This window comes from Imperialibacter sp. EC-SDR9 (assembly GCF_902498805.1).
GTDB lineage: Bacteria > Bacteroidota > Bacteroidia > Cytophagales > Cyclobacteriaceae > Imperialibacter.
Genome location: NZ_LR701575.1, coordinates 1 through 19479, shown reverse-complemented (window position 1 = coordinate 19479; position 19479 = coordinate 1). Strand labels below are relative to the sequence as shown.

19 protein-coding genes, 1 tRNA gene and 1 pseudogene are annotated in these 19479 nt (G+C 47.3%); 15 read left to right on the top strand and 6 right to left on the bottom strand.

Annotated features, from left to right (window positions below; all coding sequences use genetic code 11):
* The first annotated feature begins 152 nt into the window (after positions 1-152).
* The 3 genes from GC130_RS02975 (at position 153) to GC130_RS02965 (ending at position 1585) form a co-directional block, all read left to right on the top strand.
* A complete protein-coding gene (locus GC130_RS02975) occupies positions 153-380 on the top strand; it encodes a hypothetical protein (RefSeq protein WP_151996778.1) in 228 nt (75 codons plus the stop codon).
* A 120-nt stretch (positions 381-500) separates the two neighbouring features.
* On the top strand, positions 501-1040 hold the full coding sequence (gene msrA, locus GC130_RS02970) for a peptide-methionine (S)-S-oxide reductase MsrA (protein ID WP_151996777.1): 540 nt from the start codon (positions 501-503) through the stop codon (positions 1038-1040).
* A 128-nt stretch (positions 1041-1168) separates the two neighbouring features.
* On the top strand, positions 1169-1585 hold the full coding sequence (locus GC130_RS02965; RefSeq protein ID WP_151996776.1) for a hypothetical protein: 417 nt from the start codon (positions 1169-1171) through the stop codon (positions 1583-1585).
* Between the two features lie 23 nt (positions 1586-1608).
* Here GC130_RS02965 and GC130_RS02960 read toward each other — a convergent pair whose 3' ends face one another.
* The gene (locus GC130_RS02960) at positions 1609-1980 is read right to left on the bottom strand and encodes a PKD domain-containing protein (protein WP_151996775.1); all 372 of its coding nucleotides are present in this window, start codon (positions 1978-1980) and stop codon (positions 1609-1611) included.
* Between the two features lie 339 nt (positions 1981-2319).
* On the opposite strand from GC130_RS02960, the gene GC130_RS02955 reads away from it, so the two are divergent.
* Genes GC130_RS02955 through GC130_RS02945 form a run of 3 tightly spaced genes read left to right on the top strand, consistent with a single transcriptional unit; the run spans position 2320 to position 5288 of the window.
* Entirely contained in the window at positions 2320-3480 is a 1161-nt protein-coding gene (locus GC130_RS02955) for an acyltransferase family protein (RefSeq protein ID WP_151996774.1), read from the top strand.
* 1 nt (position 3481) lies between these two features.
* Positions 3482-4588 carry a sensor histidine kinase gene (locus tag GC130_RS02950; protein WP_151996773.1) on the top strand — a complete coding sequence of 369 codons (1107 nt, stop codon included), beginning with the start codon at positions 3482-3484 and terminating at the stop codon, positions 4586-4588.
* The gene (locus GC130_RS02945) at positions 4578-5288 is read left to right on the top strand and encodes a LytTR family DNA-binding domain-containing protein (RefSeq protein ID WP_151996772.1); all 711 of its coding nucleotides are present in this window, start codon (positions 4578-4580) and stop codon (positions 5286-5288) included. The genes GC130_RS02950 and GC130_RS02945 overlap by 11 nt, the downstream gene beginning before the upstream one ends.
* Before the next feature lie 6 nt (positions 5289-5294).
* Here the strand turns inward: GC130_RS02945 and GC130_RS02940 are convergent, their stop codons facing one another.
* Entirely contained in the window at positions 5295-5813 is a 519-nt protein-coding gene (locus GC130_RS02940) for a hypothetical protein (protein ID WP_151996771.1), read from the bottom strand.
* Between the two features lie 608 nt (positions 5814-6421).
* Positions 6422-6495, bottom strand: a tRNA-Asp gene (locus tag GC130_RS02935).
* A gap of 279 nt (positions 6496-6774) precedes the next feature.
* Here GC130_RS02935 and GC130_RS02930 point away from each other — a divergent pair.
* The 7 genes and pseudogenes from GC130_RS02930 to GC130_RS28805 all read left to right on the top strand — a co-directional run.
* Positions 6775-7419, top strand: coding sequence for a YceI family protein (locus GC130_RS02930; protein WP_151996770.1), 645 nt, complete (start codon positions 6775-6777; stop codon positions 7417-7419).
* A 162-nt stretch (positions 7420-7581) separates the two neighbouring features.
* Positions 7582-7920 carry a PadR family transcriptional regulator gene (locus tag GC130_RS02925; protein WP_151996769.1) on the top strand — a complete coding sequence of 113 codons (339 nt, stop codon included), beginning with the start codon at positions 7582-7584 and terminating at the stop codon, positions 7918-7920.
* 1 nt (position 7921) lies between these two features.
* A complete protein-coding gene (locus tag GC130_RS02920) occupies positions 7922-10531 on the top strand; it encodes an ABC transporter permease (protein ID WP_151996768.1) in 2610 nt (869 codons plus the stop codon).
* Between the two features lie 286 nt (positions 10532-10817).
* Complete coding sequence (locus GC130_RS02915; RefSeq protein ID WP_193217744.1) at positions 10818-12728, top strand: DUF4493 domain-containing protein; 1911 nt, start codon at positions 10818-10820, stop codon at positions 12726-12728.
* Between the two features lie 43 nt (positions 12729-12771).
* Positions 12772-14130 carry a DUF4493 domain-containing protein gene (locus GC130_RS02910; RefSeq protein ID WP_151996766.1) on the top strand — a complete coding sequence of 453 codons (1359 nt, stop codon included), beginning with the start codon at positions 12772-12774 and terminating at the stop codon, positions 14128-14130.
* 99 nt (positions 14131-14229) lie between these two features.
* Positions 14230-15026: pseudogene (locus GC130_RS29195) on the top strand (DUF4493 domain-containing protein); the annotation flags it as partial.
* Between the two features lies 1 nt (position 15027).
* A partial coding sequence (locus GC130_RS28805) for a fibrobacter succinogenes major paralogous domain-containing protein (RefSeq protein ID WP_226940369.1) occupies positions 15028-15819 on the top strand: 792 nt, incomplete at its 5' end.
* A gap of 71 nt (positions 15820-15890) precedes the next feature.
* Here the strand turns inward: GC130_RS28805 and GC130_RS29045 are convergent.
* Positions 15891-16013, bottom strand: a complete 123-nt coding sequence (locus GC130_RS29045) for a hypothetical protein (protein WP_255471489.1) — start codon at positions 16011-16013, stop codon at positions 15891-15893.
* A 571-nt stretch (positions 16014-16584) separates the two neighbouring features.
* On the opposite strand from GC130_RS29045, the gene GC130_RS02900 reads away from it, so the two are divergent.
* Together GC130_RS02900 and GC130_RS02895 are read left to right on the top strand one after the other, a co-directional pair.
* Positions 16585-16884, top strand: coding sequence for a hypothetical protein (locus GC130_RS02900; protein ID WP_201568328.1), 300 nt, complete (start codon positions 16585-16587; stop codon positions 16882-16884).
* A 3-nt stretch (positions 16885-16887) separates the two neighbouring features.
* Complete coding sequence (locus tag GC130_RS02895; protein WP_151996763.1) at positions 16888-17892, top strand: type II TA system antitoxin MqsA family protein; 1005 nt, start codon at positions 16888-16890, stop codon at positions 17890-17892.
* A gap of 163 nt (positions 17893-18055) precedes the next feature.
* On the opposite strand, the gene GC130_RS02890 is transcribed toward GC130_RS02895, so the two are convergent.
* Together GC130_RS02890 and GC130_RS02885 are read right to left on the bottom strand one after the other, a co-directional pair.
* Positions 18056-18388, bottom strand: coding sequence for a nucleotide pyrophosphohydrolase (locus GC130_RS02890; protein WP_151996762.1), 333 nt, complete (start codon positions 18386-18388; stop codon positions 18056-18058).
* Positions 18373-19329 carry an HNH endonuclease gene (locus tag GC130_RS02885; protein WP_151996761.1) on the bottom strand — a complete coding sequence of 319 codons (957 nt, stop codon included), beginning with the start codon at positions 19327-19329 and terminating at the stop codon, positions 18373-18375. Before GC130_RS02885 ends, GC130_RS02890 begins: the two co-directional genes overlap by 16 nt.
* Positions 19330-19479 lie beyond the last annotated feature (150 nt).

Genomic DNA, 19479 nt, shown 5'->3' with positions numbered 1-19479 from the left:
TTAACCTACTTTCATGAAACTTATCCGTTAAATAACAGTAGGTAAACAAAGGGGCATTCCATACGACGGTATTTGTCGGTTGGGGTGGCTGTTGATGCAACTTTTTTTTGGCTATATTGTCTATTGATTATTGATAACGAAAATTCTAAGTAATGAGTATTACTAATCTTCTCTGGTTCCTTGTCCCCGTTCTTGTGTTACAAATCGTGATGTTCTTTGTGATTCGGCAGAGGAAAAAGAAGATGAAGAAAAACGATGTCCTCGCCAAATATGGCATATCGAATCGCAGCGACCTGTTCCGCATGCTGCAAAACCCCCACTTAACGGATGAGGACAGAAACAAGCTGCAAAACATTTACGAGAGCAGGGTATTGGGCTAATGTCGGCTGTCTAACCAATCTCCGGGAATAACTGGCGCTATGGAAACTATTGGGCTTGGTTTATGTTATTTGGAAGCGCAGTTGTACAAGTAGCAAACCATATCAAAAAAGGAGATCACATTGGAAAAGGCAACGTTCGGTTCTGGGTGCTTTTGGTGCACCGAAGCAATCTTTCAAAATATTAAAGGCGTTATAAAAGTAGAGTCGGGCTACTCCGGCGGCAAGGAGAAGAATCCAAGCTACAGAGAGGTGTGTGGCGGAAGAACAGGCCATGCCGAGGTGGTGCAAGTCACCTTTGACCCAAAATTAGTTTCATTCGACGATCTGTTGGAAATCTTTTGGAATACGCATGATCCCACCACTCTCAACCGGCAGGGTAACGACGTAGGGCCGCAATACAGGTCAGTTGTGTATTACCACAATCAGGAGCAAATGGAGCTCGCCGTCAGGTACAAAGAGCAACTAGACAAGAGCGGTGTTTTTGCCTCGCCAATAGTTACTGAAATAAGTCCGTACAGTGAATTTTACGTAGCGGAGGACTATCATCAGCACTATTTTGAGCTCAACGGGTCTCAACCGTATTGTTCATTTGTTATCCGCCCCAAGGTGGAGAAACTCAAAAAGAAATTCGGGGATAAACTTAAGCTGAGCCAGGTCTGAGCCATGGGCAGGGCCACTTGATTTTAGGGCTTAAAATTCATTAAACAAGTTGATTTTATTGCACGAGGTAATACCTTGCGGCTTCGTAGCTTTTGCTTAGGTGTTGGTGTGTGAAAAAGAGACTATCTATGAATTTTAAGCCCTTTCTTTTAATTGCAATGGTGTTTGGTATTTCTTGTAGCCCGGGAAAGGCGGGTGAGGATTATCAGAAAGCTTTTGAGGCCTATGAGGAATTGCTGGCCACCGAAGCCGAAACAAGATCTATTTTTGAATCGATGGAGCAAATTCTGGCCAGAGACACGACGCTGGTTATTTTTTCGGAGGAATTGAAAACGTTGAGTACAAAACTCGAAGCCTGGGAGGAGAAGGTGGTGGCCGTTGGAAAAGAAACAGACCACAGAGACCATCATCACCCGCACAGTCACCAAACTTCTCAGTCTCTCACCGACACAGAGCTGTCGCTGTTGCAGGACAAGCTGAAAACCGAATTGGATGAAATTACCAGCGAAGTGTCGGCACTGGTTGAGAAGATGATGGATCGATAAGCGGGCGGCCCAAATGCAGGGGACTAGTCAGGTAAATTGCTGATCTCTATCCAGTCGGAACCCCAGTAAACTGTACTGTCGGTGCCGATCCCCTTCAATCGTACATTGAACCGACCATTTCTGGGGTACTTAAGTGTCGGTGCTGGCGTGTTAGTGGTAGCCTCAATGCCGTTTTCGTTATTGTAACCAAGATACCAGGTAAATTCATGCATACCGCTTGAGTAGTTGTTGAAACGCACACTGCCCGGGCTGATGCCACTGACCCTTAATCTGAAGGCCAGATTCGGCATGCCGTCGGCAAACGTCTGAGGTTGCCAGTCGGGTGCTGGTGCCTCAAGCGGATCGAGGCAGGAGGAGACGAGAAGCATGAGTACGGCTAACGTGAATCGGGTCATCGTAGCTGAGGTATTTGTTACTCAATATACACACTCCTCAGATGAAAGGGAATAGAGCGCTCTCGATAATCGACGTTTTTGTCGGCCAGCTAGCCAACGGCAAGAAGGCTTTTACAAAGAATTGAGAAAGCTTATCAGGTTGTCCCGGTCTTGTTTGGAGAGCGCTTTCACATAGTTTTTTGACGCTTCTTCCTCCAAAGGAGTATGGCGAGCATTGAAATTGATTGCCATGGAAAAACGCAAGAGAAGGCAGGATACGTTTTCGTCACCTGACAAAGTCTTTTCGTCAAAATGATTTGAAGTATGTAACCACAACCAATTTTTTTACAGAAAAAACTCATGGAAAGACGACACGACATTGACTGGCTAAGGATCATAGCCATACTCCTGGTGCTCTATTTTCACACAGCCATGCTTTTTGCTGCCGAATCCGGCTGGCATATCAAAAATGCAGAGCAAAGTAACCTCTGGCTGGAGTTCAATTTTTGGCTTTCGAGGTTTCGCATGCCACTGCTGTTTTTTGTTTCCGGCTACGGTACATTCTTGGCTTTGAGGAAAAGGAGTCCGTGGCAGTATGTGAAAGAGAGAAACAACCGATTGATGGTTCCGCTGCTGTTTGCCATGTTTGTGGTAGTGCCACCTCAGATCTATTTCGAGAGGCAGTTCAACGGGGCTAACTATTCGTCATTCTTCTCTTTCTACCCAAAAGTTTTGGAGCTGATTCCATATCCGGAAGGTAATTTCTCCTGGCACCACATGTGGTTTGTGCTGTACTTGTTTGTTTACTCGGTGGTGTGCCTGCCACTGTTTCTTTATATCAGGTCAGAGAAAGGGAAAGCACTGGCCACCAGATTGGTTGGTGCTATGGGCAATTTCAAAATTGCTGTTATCATGTTTCCAACGGTGATCATTGGTGGCTTTTGGGCCTTCTGGAACCCCGATACGCACGACCTTATCAATGACCTTCCATGGCATTTCTACTGGGCTTCTTTTTTCATCGCCGGTTACCTCGTAGGCGCAGTCCCCAGTTTGTGGGATACGGTGGAACTTCACCGCAGAAAACTGCTCGGTTTGGCCATTTTGTGCATTGTCGTTATTAACTTCTTCAGGTGGAACAAGCTGGAGCCCTGGGACATAGAGGGCATCAACCCTGCATGGGAATACCTGGCAACTTGTATCCTTGCCGTAGATGCCTGGTTGTGGTTGCTGGCAGCATCAGGCTACGCCAAGCGCTACCTCAACAAGCATCATCCCATCATTGACTACGCCAACCGGGCTATTTACCCTTTTTATATACTCCACCAAACAGTGATCATTGCCATTGGCTACTATGTGATCCAGGTGCAGGAGTCCATCCTGGCGAAATACCTGTTTGTAAGCACGCTGTCTCTTATTGGCTCTCTGGTCATTTACGAATACCTGATAAGGCCCTTTCGTATTGCCAGGTTTTTGTTTGGGGTAAAGGAATTGAAAGTGGAGAAAACAAAGCCTCAAACCTGACTTGAAAAGGGTAGTTGCTTATATTGATGCTTCGATGGAGAAAGAACCTTTGAACGACAAAAAGAGCAAGATGACACGCATACAGCCGCTCATTTTCGGGCTGGTTGTATATGTGTCCATCCGCCTGATCGATAACCCAAATCAGGGTGGTTTCCCCAGCAGCAGGCCGCTGAGCATTTACCTTCTGGAGTTGCTTATGGCTATTTCTGTGGGGTATATTTTCGAATGGTGCTTTGTTCTTTTGGAGAGAAGGTTTAACAAAAACTTTCAGCCGTCGTCGAAGGCAATTGTCAGAGAAATGGTGATCTCCTACCTGGTTTTTGCGGCTGCCGTTAACGTGACCATCACCATATTCGTCGCCTTTACTGACGACGGGCTCTCTCTGCGTGATTTTGTTCAAATCAATATCATCCCTATCCTTTATCTGCTGCTGATATTTACGATCAGGCGAGGCCGATACTACCTCAGAAGCATGATGCAGCAGGCGCAAAGGCTGGAGCAAATAGAAAAAGACAGTGTGGAAACGGAGCTTGCCCTACTTAAGAGTCAGTACCATCCGCACTTTCTTTTCAATAGCCTGAACACTATCTACTTTCAAATGGATGAAAGCGTGGACGATGCGAAGAAAACAGTGGAAAAACTGGCGGAGCTCCTCCGTTACCAGCTTTATGAAGAAAAGGATAAAAAGGCCACCCTGGCAAAGGAACTTGATCACATCAATGCTTTTATTGACCTCCAGAAGGTGAGGCATGGGTCTAACCTGCAGGTAGATCTCAACCTCGATGCGGGCATTGTGAACAAAAAAGTGTATCCGTTGCTGTTCATCCCTTTGGTGGAGAATGCCTTTAAGTACTTAGGCGGTAAGAAGTTGATCAGTCTGAAGATGTCGGATGTCGGCAACGATGGGATAGAATTTTACATTACCAACACCACGGAGCCCATAGCGTTGCATAGTGCACTGATAGAAGAGCCAGGAAGGGGCGGACTAGGGCTTGCCAATCTGAAAAGACGGCTTGAATTGCTTTATCCTGGCAAACATGTACTGACGACAGAGCAAGGTGAAGAGGTTTTTACCGCAAAGCTTAAATTGACACTGGATGAAGATTAAGTGCATCATAACCGATGATGAGCCTTTCGCAGTGAAAGGGATAAAAAGCTATGTGGAAAAAGTGGACTACCTGGAGCTGATTGGCACCTGTGAAAATGCTTTGCAGCTCGATGCCATGCTGAAATCGGAAACGCCAGACTTGCTGTTTCTTGACATTGAAATGCCACATATCACAGGCCTCGATTACCTGGCCTCCCTCAAAAACCCACCGCTGGTGATTATTACTTCGGCCTATGAAAAATATGCTTTGAAGGGCTATGAGCTCAGCGTGATCGACTACCTGCTGAAGCCGATCTCATTGGATCGGTTTCTAAAAGCGGTGCAGAAGGCCTTTGATTACCTGCAAGCTAGTACACAAAACGACGCAAAAGCCGATTATTTCTACATAAAGACTGGCCAGAAAATTGAACGAATCAGGCTTGCGGAATTGGTGTATGTAGAAAGCATGCAGAACTATGTGAAGGTGCACACACTGACAGAAAACCATATTGCGCATTTGACGCTGAAAAAGGTAATGGAGCTACTGCCATCGAATCAGTTTGTTCAAACGCACAAATCGTATGTATTGAATATTGATAAGGTGAAGTCTATCGAAGGAAATGAGATCGCCACTGAAAAGGGAATCGTGCCTATCAGTAAACTTTGGAGAGAGGCCGTGCTGGAGAAGATCTTGCAGCACAAGCTTTGGAGCAGGGAGTAGCGTCGACTATTGCTGAAGTTTTTTTAGAATTTTGCTTCCCCGGCTCTTAAAGCCAGCTGAGCCATAAGGCATTTGGTCTTCGATGATGATCCTCAGCTCATTCTTAAGCTCAGGCAGCTTTTGGCACAGGTTGGCTAGCACGGTCATGCCAAACACTTTCACGGCAATCGGCTCTTTTTTGGACAGAAGCAGCTCGAAGCAGTACTGCACAGTTTTGTCCCAATGCTCTTCCGGAACGTCGATAAACTGCATAGTACGGAGGATATTCCTTTTCAGTGAATCATGCACGTTTTTATCCAGTAGGTTTATCATTTTGCTCAAATAGGGGAGGATCAGGTGAGGATGGAGATCGCAGCATTTGCCCAGCAGGTGAGCTGAGAAATGGGTGATTCGATATGGCCCGCTGAAGAAGATATCCATCACTTCAGCAAATTTTTCCTCGTCGGCACCTATTTCCTGTGCCAGCCTTTCTATGTTCTGCTTTGACCGGTCTGCCATCAGCCGGCTTTTCAAGTCACTTTCCATCGAGCTATTTGTTGCTGATGATAAAACTAATGGGTGGAGAGCCAATTATCAACAATGTTGGTGACAGAGGAAGGCGCTGCTGACAACGTCTTGCGCAACAGGCAGGCATGCTAACCAGCAAGTGTTTTTGCCTTTGTCTTCACAGCTTCCCGTTTCCGGTTGTGTCTCCACACCGGAAAATTGTATTTCCACACCAGAATTACTTGAAAACAAAAAAGCCTTAGATTTCTCTAAGGCAGTCCATTGCGACGGGCCTCGAATCGCACCGACGAACCGCCGCAACCTTCTGCGTGACAAGCAGGCATGTTAACCAGCCGGTGTTTTTGCCCGTGTCTTCACAAGCTTCCTGTTTCCGGGTGTGTCTTCACACCGGAAAATTGTGTCTCCGCACCAGAACTCCCCGAAAACAAAAAAGCCTTAGATTTCTCTAAGGCAGTCTGTTGTGACGTGACTCGAATCGCACCGGCGAACCGCCGCAACCTTCTGCGTGACAGGCATGCATGCTAACCAGCCGGTGTTTCCGGTTGTGTCTTCACACCGGAAAATTGTGTCTCCACACCAGAACTCCCCGAAAACAAAAAAGCCTTAGATTTCTCTAAGGCTCCTTGCGGAATGGACGGGACTCGAACCCGCGACCTCCTGCGTGACAGGCAGGCATTCTAACCAGCTGAACTACCACTCCTTTCGTTGTGTCTCGACTACCGTTTGTAAATCGAGATGCAAAAGTATGCGTTTGTTCCGCTTTTGCAAAAGGGAAAACCAAAATTTTGATAATATTTTTTCAGGCGAACAGGGGACATTCCTGGTAGGTGTGGCAATTACTTGTTATTCAAAATGTTACACTGAGTCAATTTTTTTACCGACGAGTGCAAACAAATAGCCAATAATCAAGTTAATATTTAATGTAGCTACATTTAATGTAGCTATTTCATTAGCTTTGTATCTCAAACCAATTACAACTATGAACTTGACAAGCACAAAAACATTATTTGCGTCATTGATCGCAGCGGGCTTCCTTACGGCCTGTGGTGGTGGAAACGCAACAACTGAATCATCGGCAGAAACTGCCGCTACAGAAGAGGTAGCCGCTATGACTTACACTGTAGACCCCACCAGCTCTGTAGTAGCCTGGAAGGGCGAAGTGGCTGGCGTGTATGGCCACAACGGCGTGATTGAGGTAGCCAACGGATCAGTAATAGCAGAGGGCACTCATCTCACTGGTGGTGATATCACCATCGATATGACTTCTATCGTTCCTTTGGATTCTGCTTCTTTCAAAGACGAAGAGGGTAGAAGAGCAAGCGACCTTGTTGGTCACTTATCAACAGGCGATTTCTTCCTCGTTGAAGAATTCCCTACAGCTACTTTCACCATCAAATCTCAGGAGGGCAGCAAAGTGACTGGTGACCTTACGATCAGAGGCAAGACAAAAGAGGAGACAATGGAGCTTTCTTCAATGGAAGTAACCGACGGCGGACTATCTGCTGAAGGCGTATTGGTATTTAACAGACAAGATTATGATGTGAAGTGGGTTCACTTCATGAAAGACATGGTATTGGCTGACAACATCGAAATCAAAGTAAGCATCAAAGCTGCGAAGTCTTAAGTAACGCATTGCTTCAAAAGCAGAAAGGTCAATCTGGAAGGGTTGGCCTTTTTTGTTTAAAAAGGTTAGGGTGACCTGGGTCAAATACAATTAAACTGACAAAAGTAAACTTTATTAAAAGCTTGTTGTATATTACAGACAAATGTCAATTATATACGACTCATGCAAAGAATATATCTTGGTGAATTTGAAGAGCTGGTATTGCTGACAGTAGGGGTGCTGTACGACGATGCCTACGCTGTGGCCATCACCAAAGAGGTGGAAAGGCAGTCGGATCGCTCAGTGAATGTGAGCGCCGTACACAAGTCGCTGTACCGCCTCGAAAAGAAAGGCATGCTGGACTCCCGGCTGGGCGACCCTGAATCAAAAAGAGGGGGGAAGCGGAAACGCCTGTTCAACATCACACCCTATGGAAAGAAAGCCCTTGATGAATCGATGGACCTTCGGATGTCTCTGAGAAAGCAGATTCCCGAACTGGCTTTTAAATGGCAAACCAACTGATATGGGAAAGAAACCTACCATTCCCCGCCTGCCACACGCTTTTTTCAAATGGTACTGCCAGCCCGGCATGTATGAAGAAATGCATGGCGACCTCGAAGAGTTTTTCTATGAAAGGGCAGCGGAAAAGGGCCTTTTCAAAGCCAGATTACTTTACCTGTGGGACGTGCTGCGCTGCTTCCAGCCCTATGCCTGGAGGAGACCAGCGTCTTCCACCAATGCAGGTGCCGTCATGTTTCGCAACTATTTCAAAATCTCTTTGCGCAGCCTGATGAAAAACCCACTGAACTCCTTCATCAACGTGTTTGGGTTGGCGGTTGCCATTGGCATCGCTGTGTTCGTTTATGCCTTTGCCAGCTGGACCTTCAGCACCGATCAGTTTCATGAGCATAAAAACGAAGTTTTCCTCGTCACCTTTTTGGCCGACAGAGACGGCACGCCGCAGGAATACGGCACTACGCCACGACCACTGGGCGCCATGCTGCGGGAAGACTTCACCCACATAGACAAGGTTTGCCGGGTAGAAGACAGGCCGGTAGTTGTCAAATATGGCGATGAGGTGTACCACGAAAGGGTGCGCTACGCTGACCCTGAGTTTCTCGACATGTTCACTTTTCCTCTGCAGTCGGGTAATAAGGCATCGCTGGCCGACCCGAATAGCATTGTGCTGAGCAAAAACATGGCAGAGAAGTACTTCGGCACGGAAGACCCTCTGGGCAAAGAGGTGCTGGTAAAGTTTGATCAGGGCAACGGCAAGCTGTTCAAGGTGGCGGGCGTGGCGGCAAAGTTCCCGGCCTCCCGTACCATCAGTTTTGACTTCCTGCTCAACTTCGATAACCTCCAAACGCAGCCCAACTACAATATCCACGACTGGGGTGCTACACTGGCCGCCACTTTTATTCAGGTAGATGACCCTTTCAATGTTTCTTCTGTTGAGGCAGCCATGGACAAATACATAGCCATTCAAAACAGTGCCGTACAGCCCGATTGGGCAATTTCTTCATTTGCCTTCCGGCCCCTGGCCACGCTGCACGAAACGTCGGAGTACATCAAAGATGGTATTTCACAGAGTTCCAGAGACAACTACATGTCGATTATGTTTATGTCCATAGTGGCTGTACTGATGCTGGCGCTTGCCTGTCTGAACTACATCAACATAGCAATTGTGTCGGCCACGAAGCGGCTGAAAGAAATTGGGATCAGAAAAACGATCGGTGCCACCCGGGGCACGGTGGTCGTCCAGTTTCTGGCAGAAAACGTGCTGATTACCTTTTTTGCTATGCTGCTCGGCATCGCACTGGCCCTTGGCTTTTTCATTCGGGCTTTTGAAGGGATGTGGGGTTTCGATATGGGCTTTCGCTTTGCCGACACTTCTCTCTGGATTTTCCTGCCGGCCATCCTGCTACTCACCAGCCTGGCCTCTGGTATTTATCCCGCTCTTTACATCTCCCGTTTCCAGGTGGTGAACATCATCAAAGGCACGGTGAGGTTTGGTAAAAATAATACCCTCACCAGGGTTTTTCTGGCCTTGCAGCTTGTTTTTGCTTGCGTGTTCATCACCAGTGCTGTTACTTTCACCCAAAACAGTGCCTGGCTGGGTGCCAGAAGCTGGGGCTACAGCCAGCATGAGGTGCTTTACACCGGTTTGCCTGATGCGCAGGCGTTTGCCCAGCTGAGGGATGCCCTTAGCAGCCACCCCGACGTTGTTTCACTCTCAGGATCGGTTCATCACCTGGGTCGCAGTGAGCAAACGGCGGTTCTGCACTTCCCCGACAGGCAATATGAGGCCATGGAGCTAAAGGTAAATGCCCGTTACTTTGAAACCATGGGCCTGCAGCTGGTAGAAGGGAGAACCTTCCGGGAAAATGCTGCGAACGATTGGCATGGAGTGGTACTTAATGCTACCCTGGCGGCCAGCATAGCGCCGGGCGTGCCTGCCAGCGAGGTGCTCGGGCAAGCGTTCGATATCGACAGCACACGGTATGAGGTGGTGGGCGTAGTGGCCGATTTCCACGCCTACGACCTTTCCAACAAGATCAGGCCCGCTTTTTTCAGCCTGGCCGACAAAAACGACTACCGTTACCTCACCATGAAGGCGAAGCCCGGAACAGAAAAGGCGGTGTACGAGGCACTGCAGGGGCAGTGGGCGCCCCTGTTTCCCGAAACGCCGTTTATGGGCGGCTACCAGGAGGATGTGTGGGGCTTTTACTATGAAGTAATTGACATCCATGCCATCGTGTGGCAGGTGGTGGCCACCATGGCCATTTTGCTGGCTGGGTTGGGGCTTTATGGGCTCATTAGCCTCAATGTGGTGGGCAGGATCAGGGAGTTCAGCATCAGAAAGGTGCTGGGAGCCCGGCTAACGAGCATAGCCACTAATATTACCCGAAGGTATGCCGTTCTTTTTGCAGTAGCGTTACTGCTCGGAGCGCCGCTAAGCTACAAGCTGATGAACATCTTATTCGATGCGGCCTATACCTTCCACATGCCCATTGGTTTTTCTGGCGTGGCAGTGGCTGTATTTGTGCTCATTGGCGTACTCTTGTTCACAGTCGGTATTCAAGTGATCCGCCTGCGCAAGTTCAACCCTGTGAACGGATTGAGGGTAGAGTAAAGGAAGCTAATAAACTTGTCGAAGACGACAAAGTTTGTGGCCCCACCTTCCTGCGAGTTTGATAGGTGGCTGCCGACCCATCGGGGTAGCCACTATCGACCAAAACTTTTGTATTCTCTGTGACAGAACGAACTTGTCGCCCCTCCGCATGTATCCCGATCCAGGCCAAGGCATTCACAAAATTTTTTACTGTCTTCACGAAGGATAACCTGTCACCGACAAAAGCAACTCGCTCACTGTCGGCTTTTTTTCTTTCTTAGTGGTTTTTAGACTAATGCGTACCACCATGAAAGCCTTGAAAACCCTTGTTTTAAGTTTCCTTTTTTTAGCTGTTGCCTGCCAGCAGCAAAGTGAAACGCCAGAGCCCCTCGACTATGGCTACCTGTCGCTGAACCTCTCCCTCACTATCACCTCCGAACCAGCCAATGGCAGAACCCTGGCGGTGAGCACCGACGATTTCCGGGTGACGATCTTCGCAGCCAATGGCACTGAAGTCATGGTGTTTGATCCATTTTCTACAGCGCCGGCGGAAGTATCGCTCCCCACGGGCGAGTACTACGTGGAAGCCCACAGCAACAACCTGGTAGACGCCGCCTTTGAAAACGCCTACTACTTCGGGCGGTCTGATAACTTCACCATCGACAAGGAAGAACTCAAGTCCATCGACATCGAAGCTGAACTGGCCAATACTAAAGTCGCCATCAACTATTCGGCGAATGTAGTGAACACCTTCCACAGCTACACAGGCACAGTAACAGTGGCAAGCAGTGGAGCCAGCCTTTTCTACGCCCAGGGCGAAACCAGAGAAGGCTATTTTTTAACCTCTCCGCTTAATGTGGAAGTGAACCTGAGCTACACCAAGCTGGACGGCACCACCATCGACCGCACGTTCACAGCGTCAATTGCTGATCCGCAGCCCAAGACCCTGTACAATATCAATGTAGACGCAACGCTGGAAGATGGTAAAGTGGTGTTTAATATTACGGTGGATGAGGGGTTTGATACCGTAGAAGTTGAGTTAGGGGAAAGTGCTGCTAGTGGTTCCGAACCATCATTTTTTATTTCTTTTTCGAACATGGGGGCTACTAAAGTGATCGAAACAATCGATGGAGGCTATTTGATGCTGTTCGCTGATAACTCTGCGCAGTCGTACGGAAGCTGGGATGCCCGCCTGGTAAAGACCGATGTCAATGGAAACATTTTGTGGCAACAGCATTATGGCGGTACAGGGCATGACGTCGGGTCAGACCTCATCGAGGATTCCAATGGGAATATTTACATCGTTGGAAATGCCAATTCTACAGACCTCGATTTGGCAGGAGATAATATAGGTCTAAGTGATGGTTGGGTTATTAAAACTGATAATATGGGGAACCTGATTTGGGACTTAACGGTGGGTACCACATCGAACGATCGTTTAGCTGAACTAGACCTGTTGTCAAATGGAAACATAGTTACAACCGGCTCAGTTGCCAGCTTCGGTGATATCTTTGTTGCTGAAATCACTCCGTCTGGAACCTTGGTCTCATCAAGGACTATTGCTATGTTGTCCGTGGACGAAGGTTATTCAATCTCTGCCACTGATGATGGCGGCTATATTCTGCTTGCTTTATCTCGATCAAATCCGGCAAGGTTGGGAAACTATGATGGCTACCTCGAGAAAGTATCTTCAAATGGAGTTGTTGCATGGAACACCTTTCTTGGTGGTTCTGGCGTGGAGATACCATCAAAAGTGCTGGCTGCAAGCGACGGCTATTATGTAGCTGGAATTTCTGATTCCTCAGATGGCGATTTGACAGGGAATGTGCATGCTGGCAACAATGGCTGGATTTGTAAGGTAAACCTTAGCGGGGGTGTCGTCTTTTCTAACACCTACGGAGGAGATGGAATCGACGGTTTTAGTGACGCTGTTTTTGACATTAACGGCGACCTATTGATCATTGGAACAACCTATTCCACAAATGGTGACCTGACTGCCGACCCCTCCGATGGAAACGCCGATCTTTGGGTTTTGAGAGTAGGCCCGTCTTCATTGGGGAACATCATCCATTCCAACACTATCTGGGGGTTAAACGGAGACTTCTTCTCTCCGAGTTCGATAGCCGAAACATCAAGTAAGAATGTGCTTGCACTTGGGCAGAGAGGCGGCTATGCTTTCGTAGACCTTCTGAAGCTTCAACCAGACTTGCAGGAATAACAGGAGTCAGGGTAAACAAACCTCAGTCTTAAAAATCGATAATATGTTGTCACGGATAAACGTTTTTTCTTTTATAGCGGTGTTTTTCATGCTTGCTTCCTGTGAGAAGTTTGAAGGAAGCTTACCTGACCCAGTCGACTACGGCTACCTTTCGCTGAACCTATCCCTCACCATCACCTCCGAACCAGCCAACGGCCGGATCCTGGCGGTGAGCACCGACGACTTTAGGGTCACGATCTTTGCTGCTGATGGCACCGAAGTGATGGTGTTCGATCCGTTTTCTACAGCGCCTGCGGAAGTATCGCTGCCTACCAGCGAATACTACGTGGAAGCCCACAGCAACAACCTGGTAGACGCCGCCTTTGAGAATCCTTATTATTTCGGGCGATCCGACAACTTCACCATCGACAAAGAAGAGCTGAAATCTATAGACATTGAAACCGAGCTGGCCAATACTAAAGTCGCTATCAACTATTCGGCGAATGTGGTGAACACCTTTCATAGTTACACCGGCACGGTAACAGTGGTAAGCAGCGGAGCCAGCCTTTTCTACGCCCAGGGCGAAACAAGAGAAGGCTATTTTTTAACCTCTCCGCTTGATGTTGAAGTAAACCTGAGCTATACCAAACTGGACGGCACCACCATCGACCGCACGTTCACAGCGTCCATTGCCGATCCACAGCCCAGGACTTTGTACAATATCAATGTAGACGCCACACTGGAGGACGGAAAGATTGTCTTCCATATCATCGTAGATGAAGGTTTTGATACAGTTGACATCGATTTAGGAGACGCAACAGGCAACCCAAATGCAAATTGGTCACCGGGAGAGGAATGGATTGATGAAAGAGACAACCAAGTATACGGAACTGTGCAAATAGGTGATCAGGTTTGGATGAGTGAAAACTTGAGATATCTGCCTGAGATTCATAATAATCAAGAATTTGTATCACAGGGGGCTGGTGAAGTTTCTGGATACGGAATTTACGACTACGACGGCAATGATAAATCAGAAGCAATCCAATTGCCTAATTACGAGACTTATGGAGTCTTGTATAATTGGTATGCAGCTATGGATGGTGAAGAAAGTAGCGATGATGTTCCAAGTGGAGTGAATGGTGCATGTCCGGCAGACTGGCATGTACCCAGTTTTGCTGAATGGAATAACCTTGCTACAACGCTGGGTGGAACTTCAAATGCAGGTGATAAACTAAAAGAGGCAGGAGAATTAACTTGGATGGCACCAAATGAGACTTCTACAAATGAATCAGGGTTTAGTGGGAGAGGCGCTGGATTGAGAAATAGCGGAGGTTATTTTAATAGTTTAAAAATTATAGGACGATTTTGGAGCAGCGCAGCTTCTGCTTCAAATGCAAATGTTGCTCAATTATCTACTGCTTAATAACAACGAAAAAGAATTGGGACTTTCCATTAGGTGCATCAAAGACTAATTGGGCTCAATTTGGAGATTGGTGATAACATGTATATCAATTAAAAAAGTATGAAAAACGTAATTACTGCTTTTGTTATTGGCATATTTTTAATTTCCTGCGACCGAAATGAGAAAGAGACGCCGGAGCCTCTCGACTACGGCTACCTGTCGCTGAACCTATCCCTCACCATCACCTCCGAACCAACCAATGGCCGGGTCCTGGCCGTCAACACCGACGATTTCCGGGTGACCATTTTTGCTGCTGACGGCACGGAAGTAATGGTCTTTGATCCATTTTCTACAGCACCAGCGGAAGTGCAGCTACCCACCGGCGAGTACTACGTAGAAGCCCACAGCAATAAAATGGTGGACGCCGCCTTCGAAAATCCCTACTACTTCGGGCGGTCTGATAACTTCACCATCGACAAGGAAGAACTCAAGTCCATCGACATCGAAGCTGAACTGGCCAATACCAAAGTGGCTATTAATTACTCTACCAATGTGGTGAACACCTTCCACAGCTACACAGGCACGGTAACAGTGGTAAGCAGCGGAGCCAGCCTTTTCTACGCCCAGGGCGAAACCAGAGAAGGCTATTTTTTAACCTCTCCGCTTGATGTTGAAGTAAACCTGAGCTATACCAAACTGGACGGCACCACCATCGACCGCACGTTCACAGCGTCCATTGCCGATCCACAGCCCAGGACTTTGTACAATATCAATGTAGACGCCACACTGGAGGACGGAAAGATTGTCTTCCATATCATCGTAGATGAAGGTTTTGATACAGTTGACATCGATTTAGGAGACGCAACAGGCAACCCAAATGCAAATTGGTCACCGGGAGAGGAATGGATTGATGAAAGNACCAAACTGGACGGCACCACCATCGACCGCACGTTCACAGCGTCCATTGCCGATCCACAGCCCAGGACTTTGTACAATATCAATGTAGACGCCACACTGGAGGACGGAAAGATTGTCTTCCATATCATCGTAGATGAAGGTTTTGATACAGTTGACATCGATTTAGGAGACGCAACAGGCAACCCAAATGCAAATTGGTCACCGGGAGAGGAATGGATTGATGAAAGGGACGGCGAAGCCTACGGCACAGTGGAGATTGGCACCCAGGTATGGATGAGCGAAAACCTGCGGGCAGTCGCTTATCCTGACGGTGAGCCCATACCAGAAGTGCAGGATGATGTTACCTGGTGGTCCAATAATACGCCGGCATATAGCTGGCTATATAATGATCAGGCGACTTACGAAAGGCCGTATGGTGCTTACTATAACTACTATGTGATTGAACACAAGGAGCTTTGCCCGGCCGGATGGCACATGCCTACCATGCAGGATTGGGAAGATTTGGAGAGTTTTGTCGTCAACGATGGTTACCCGGGCTCGGTCGGAGAAGCCCTGAAAGCAACCTATAGCTGGGCCAACGATAATAATGGAACAAATGCGTACGGGTTCTCGGCTGTTGCCGCAGGTGCAAGATGGACTGTTTTTGACTACGTAGGAGAGCTCACGTATTGGTGGGTAGCGCCGGACACTTACTATACCGGACCTTATTCATCCGGCATTACCGCTAATTTCTTCCCCTGGGGCGACTATACATACAGGGTTGGTCTTAACGTTCGCTGTATCAAAGAGTAGGTGCTGCAAGGAACGCTGAGTCTTCAGCAGACGTGGCTTCAAAGCGATTATTTGTGGTTGGACGGACGATCTCAGACTACAAAAGTTTGCAGCCCCACCTTCCTGCGGGTATCATACCAGGCTGCTGACCCGTCGTCGGCGGCGTACCAGCCGAAACTTTTGTAGTCTCTATTTACCCTCAGCGTCTCCTGCAAGGCACGCTGAGTTTTACACTTATGCCATATTGAGTACCCTTTCAACCACCAAACTGGCCTTATTTTCGTATAATCATACATACAGGAGCGACTGCACCTTATTTTACGCTCCGTTTCCACTCTGCCCTTAGCGAACCTGTTTGCTGCGCACCACTCACTACCTATGCTGCCTACCACCGACTACATATGGTGCGCACCGCAGCCTCCTGTTAAGCCGTTTACTCACCTCCGATAAGGCGTTACCTCAGGTGTTTTAACGGCTTTACTATACATGTCATAAGGGCTTAACTGGTACCGGCATAAGGGCTTATCACCTACCCGCACGAAGGCCTGACAGGTAGTGACACAAAGGCAAGGCTTACTACAGACAAAACTTTTGTAGTCTTTGAGTCTCTGTCTTCATCATGACTCAAGTATATTATAATTTTAAAGTTAATTTTTGTTGTTTAATCTAAAAAATAGAACTTTAAAGTTGATATATGTGTTTATGAAGATTACCTTTGTTTCATGACTGTAGTAAATGGCCACAAAAACAGAGGTTGAAAATTTTCTTCGAGCGTTTAAACAAAAGATGCAACTGACTACCGTCTTTTTTAGAGACGACAGAGGAAAAAATGCCCAAACGCTGGCAGACTTGGAAATAAGGCCTATTGATCGTGAAAAAACCCTCCTTGATTTAAAAATAGAGGATTATTCGGAGGGGCCTTTGGAAGACACACTATACAACAAAAGTGAGTTGTGGGTCTTCGGAAAGGAGGTAAAAAAGAATGAGGTCTACATCAAAATATCCATTGGATACGGACAAAGTGGTGTCCTGTGTATTTCATTCCATATTTCAGAGCGTGCTATGCAGTACCCATTTAAAAACTAACCCATGAACAGCCCCATTACAGGACGCCCAATGCCTGTGAAGATCGAATCAAGAGTCCTCGACTTTAGAAAGGAATCTTTTGAGGTGTCTTACCACTTCTTTTTGTGCGAAGAAAGTGGAGAACAATTTACTACCACATCGCTCGACGAGCTGAATATGCTCCAGCTCTATAATCAGTACAGAGCCAAACACAACCTCCCTTTCCCAAATGAAATAAAGGTGGTAAGGGAGCAATATGGGCTTCCTGCCACCAAAATGTCGGAAATCCTGGGCTTCGGAGTCAATAGCTACCGAAACTATGAAGCAGGGGAGGTGCCCAGCCTTGCCAATGCCAGGTTGATCCAGCTGGCGGCCGACCCGGCTAAATTCCTGAATTTGGTGGAATTGAGCGAAAGCCTGGATACGGCCTTCAAGAAAAAGCTGATAAGAAGACTGGCGGCGCTTATTGACGAGCAGCAAGCCAATTTGTTCTCGTTCGAGCTACAGGACTATTTGCTGGGAAGCCTTGTTTCTGATGAGTTCTCAGGCTACCGAAGGCCCAACCTATCTAAGCTCACCGAAATGGTGGTGTTCTTTAGCGAGAAGCTTGAACCATGGAAGACTCAACTCAATAAGCTGCTGTTTTACGCCGATTTCCTGACTTTCAAGCGATCCTGCTTTTCTATCAGTGGAGCAAAGTACCGGGCCATCAACATGGGGCCGGTACCCAATAATTTTAACAGCATTTTTGAATACATGGCCAATAATGATGATATCGATATTTGGGTGACGCCATTTCCCGATGGGAACGAAGGGGAGCAGTTCAAGGGCCGGCCCAGTCGCAAATGTCGTCTGGAGGTTTTTAGCGAACTCGAATTAGAGGTGTTGGATGCAGTAGTGCTAAAATTCAAAAATGTCTCAACGAAAAACATGATAGCCCTCAGCCACCTGGAAAAGGCCTGGATTGAAAACGAAAAGGGGAGAAAGGTGATCAGCTACAAGGACTATGCATTTGATCTATCGATATAGATGGCCGATGTGTTGCTCGGTTACGGCAGGTGGGGCGGAGTATTTTTTATCCAGATACAAGCAGGCATTTGCGCTGGGCGGGAAATAGGTTATCTGATCAGAGATCGGCCAATATTACCGGTTCGACATACGAAAGCGAGCATGTAGAATAACGGGGCTTGAACTACAATTCATCCCACTTTCTGTTCGATCCCTTGGCCTTATCCACAGGGTATTTAGCAGCATTCTTTTCCAATTTGTCGAAGATGATCTGTTTTACGTCTAGTTGGTAAGTGTCGGCCAGTAAAAAGGCCGAATAAAACACGTCTGCCAACTCTTCCTTTACATTTTCGAGGTTGGCTTCGGAAGCATCTCTCCAGAGAAAAGTTTGGAGCAGTTCGGCTGATTCCACGCTTAGTGAAACAGCGAGGTTTTTGGGGTCGTGGAACTGCTGCCAGTCTCTTTCGTCCCTGAACTTCCTGATTCTGTCAATAATTTCTACTATTTCTGATCCCATTTTTCAAACTCGTTGGTATTGTGCCAGTCCAGATACTGAAGGTGAGGCCGATCGATTTCATGCTGTGGCAATATCATCAGTTCTTTGCCATGGTACTGGTAGTATTCCTTGCCGTTTTCAAATTCTTCCCGTATCCGGCGGCTGACTTCAACTTTGTAGTCTTTTGTTACGGTAATATAGCCGTCGTCAAAAAGCTTGTGGATGTCGGATCGCAGCAACAACCCATTTGACGTATGATTAGGGCCTGCTTCATAATAAGGTTTGATGTGAGCCGCTTGCAGAACCGGGAGCGTTTTCTCACCAGTGACAGAGCACTTCCGGGTATAGGCGTCCGTCACATTTACCCGGAATGCACCTTGGCCGATTCTAACCTTTCTTAAGATCGCCTTGCCATATGTCGGAAACTCCGGTTCGTGAACCATAAAGGGAGTCTGTTCCTCCTGAGTTGAACTCAGATACATGTATTTTTCAAGAAGCTCGCTTACCTTCAACCATATTGCCCTGCCTATCGTGTCCTCAATACCATATGATTTTCCCTGCACAATGCTATTGCTCCAGTTTGCGGGTACTTCTATCCAATCCTTCTGTTCAAAGAAAATGGGGTTAGTAAGCACGATGCAGCCTATCTTCGGGTTTGGATTGTCTTTGTCGTTCCGGTAGTTCAGGATCATCTTTCGAAATTCGGCTAAGGAGGCGCAACCGTTTCTGTCTTTGAAGATGTCCCACGCCAGCGAAATGGGTAGAAAGGTATGACTTGAGAAAAAACCTAAACCACCTATGGCATTTAAGGGGCTTTTTAGCTTGAAAAGAAAGGGCTCGCCAGGGCTTAGCGCTTTGAAGTTTATTGTTCCACCTGGCTGCCAAAAATTAATGTCCTCAGGATTGATACTGCTTAGGTATCGGTACCAATTGTTATCTGTTACACCAAGGAAGAACTTCATTCATATCACATTAGGTAAGGAATCAATAGCGTCCTAAACGATATGAAGTTAGGATAAATAAGTTGTCATAGAGAGTTCTATGGTGAATTTGGGTTCCAATTGGGGAACAAGCCCCCCTGGTCAACTATTTTGGGTTTGTATAGGGGTAGA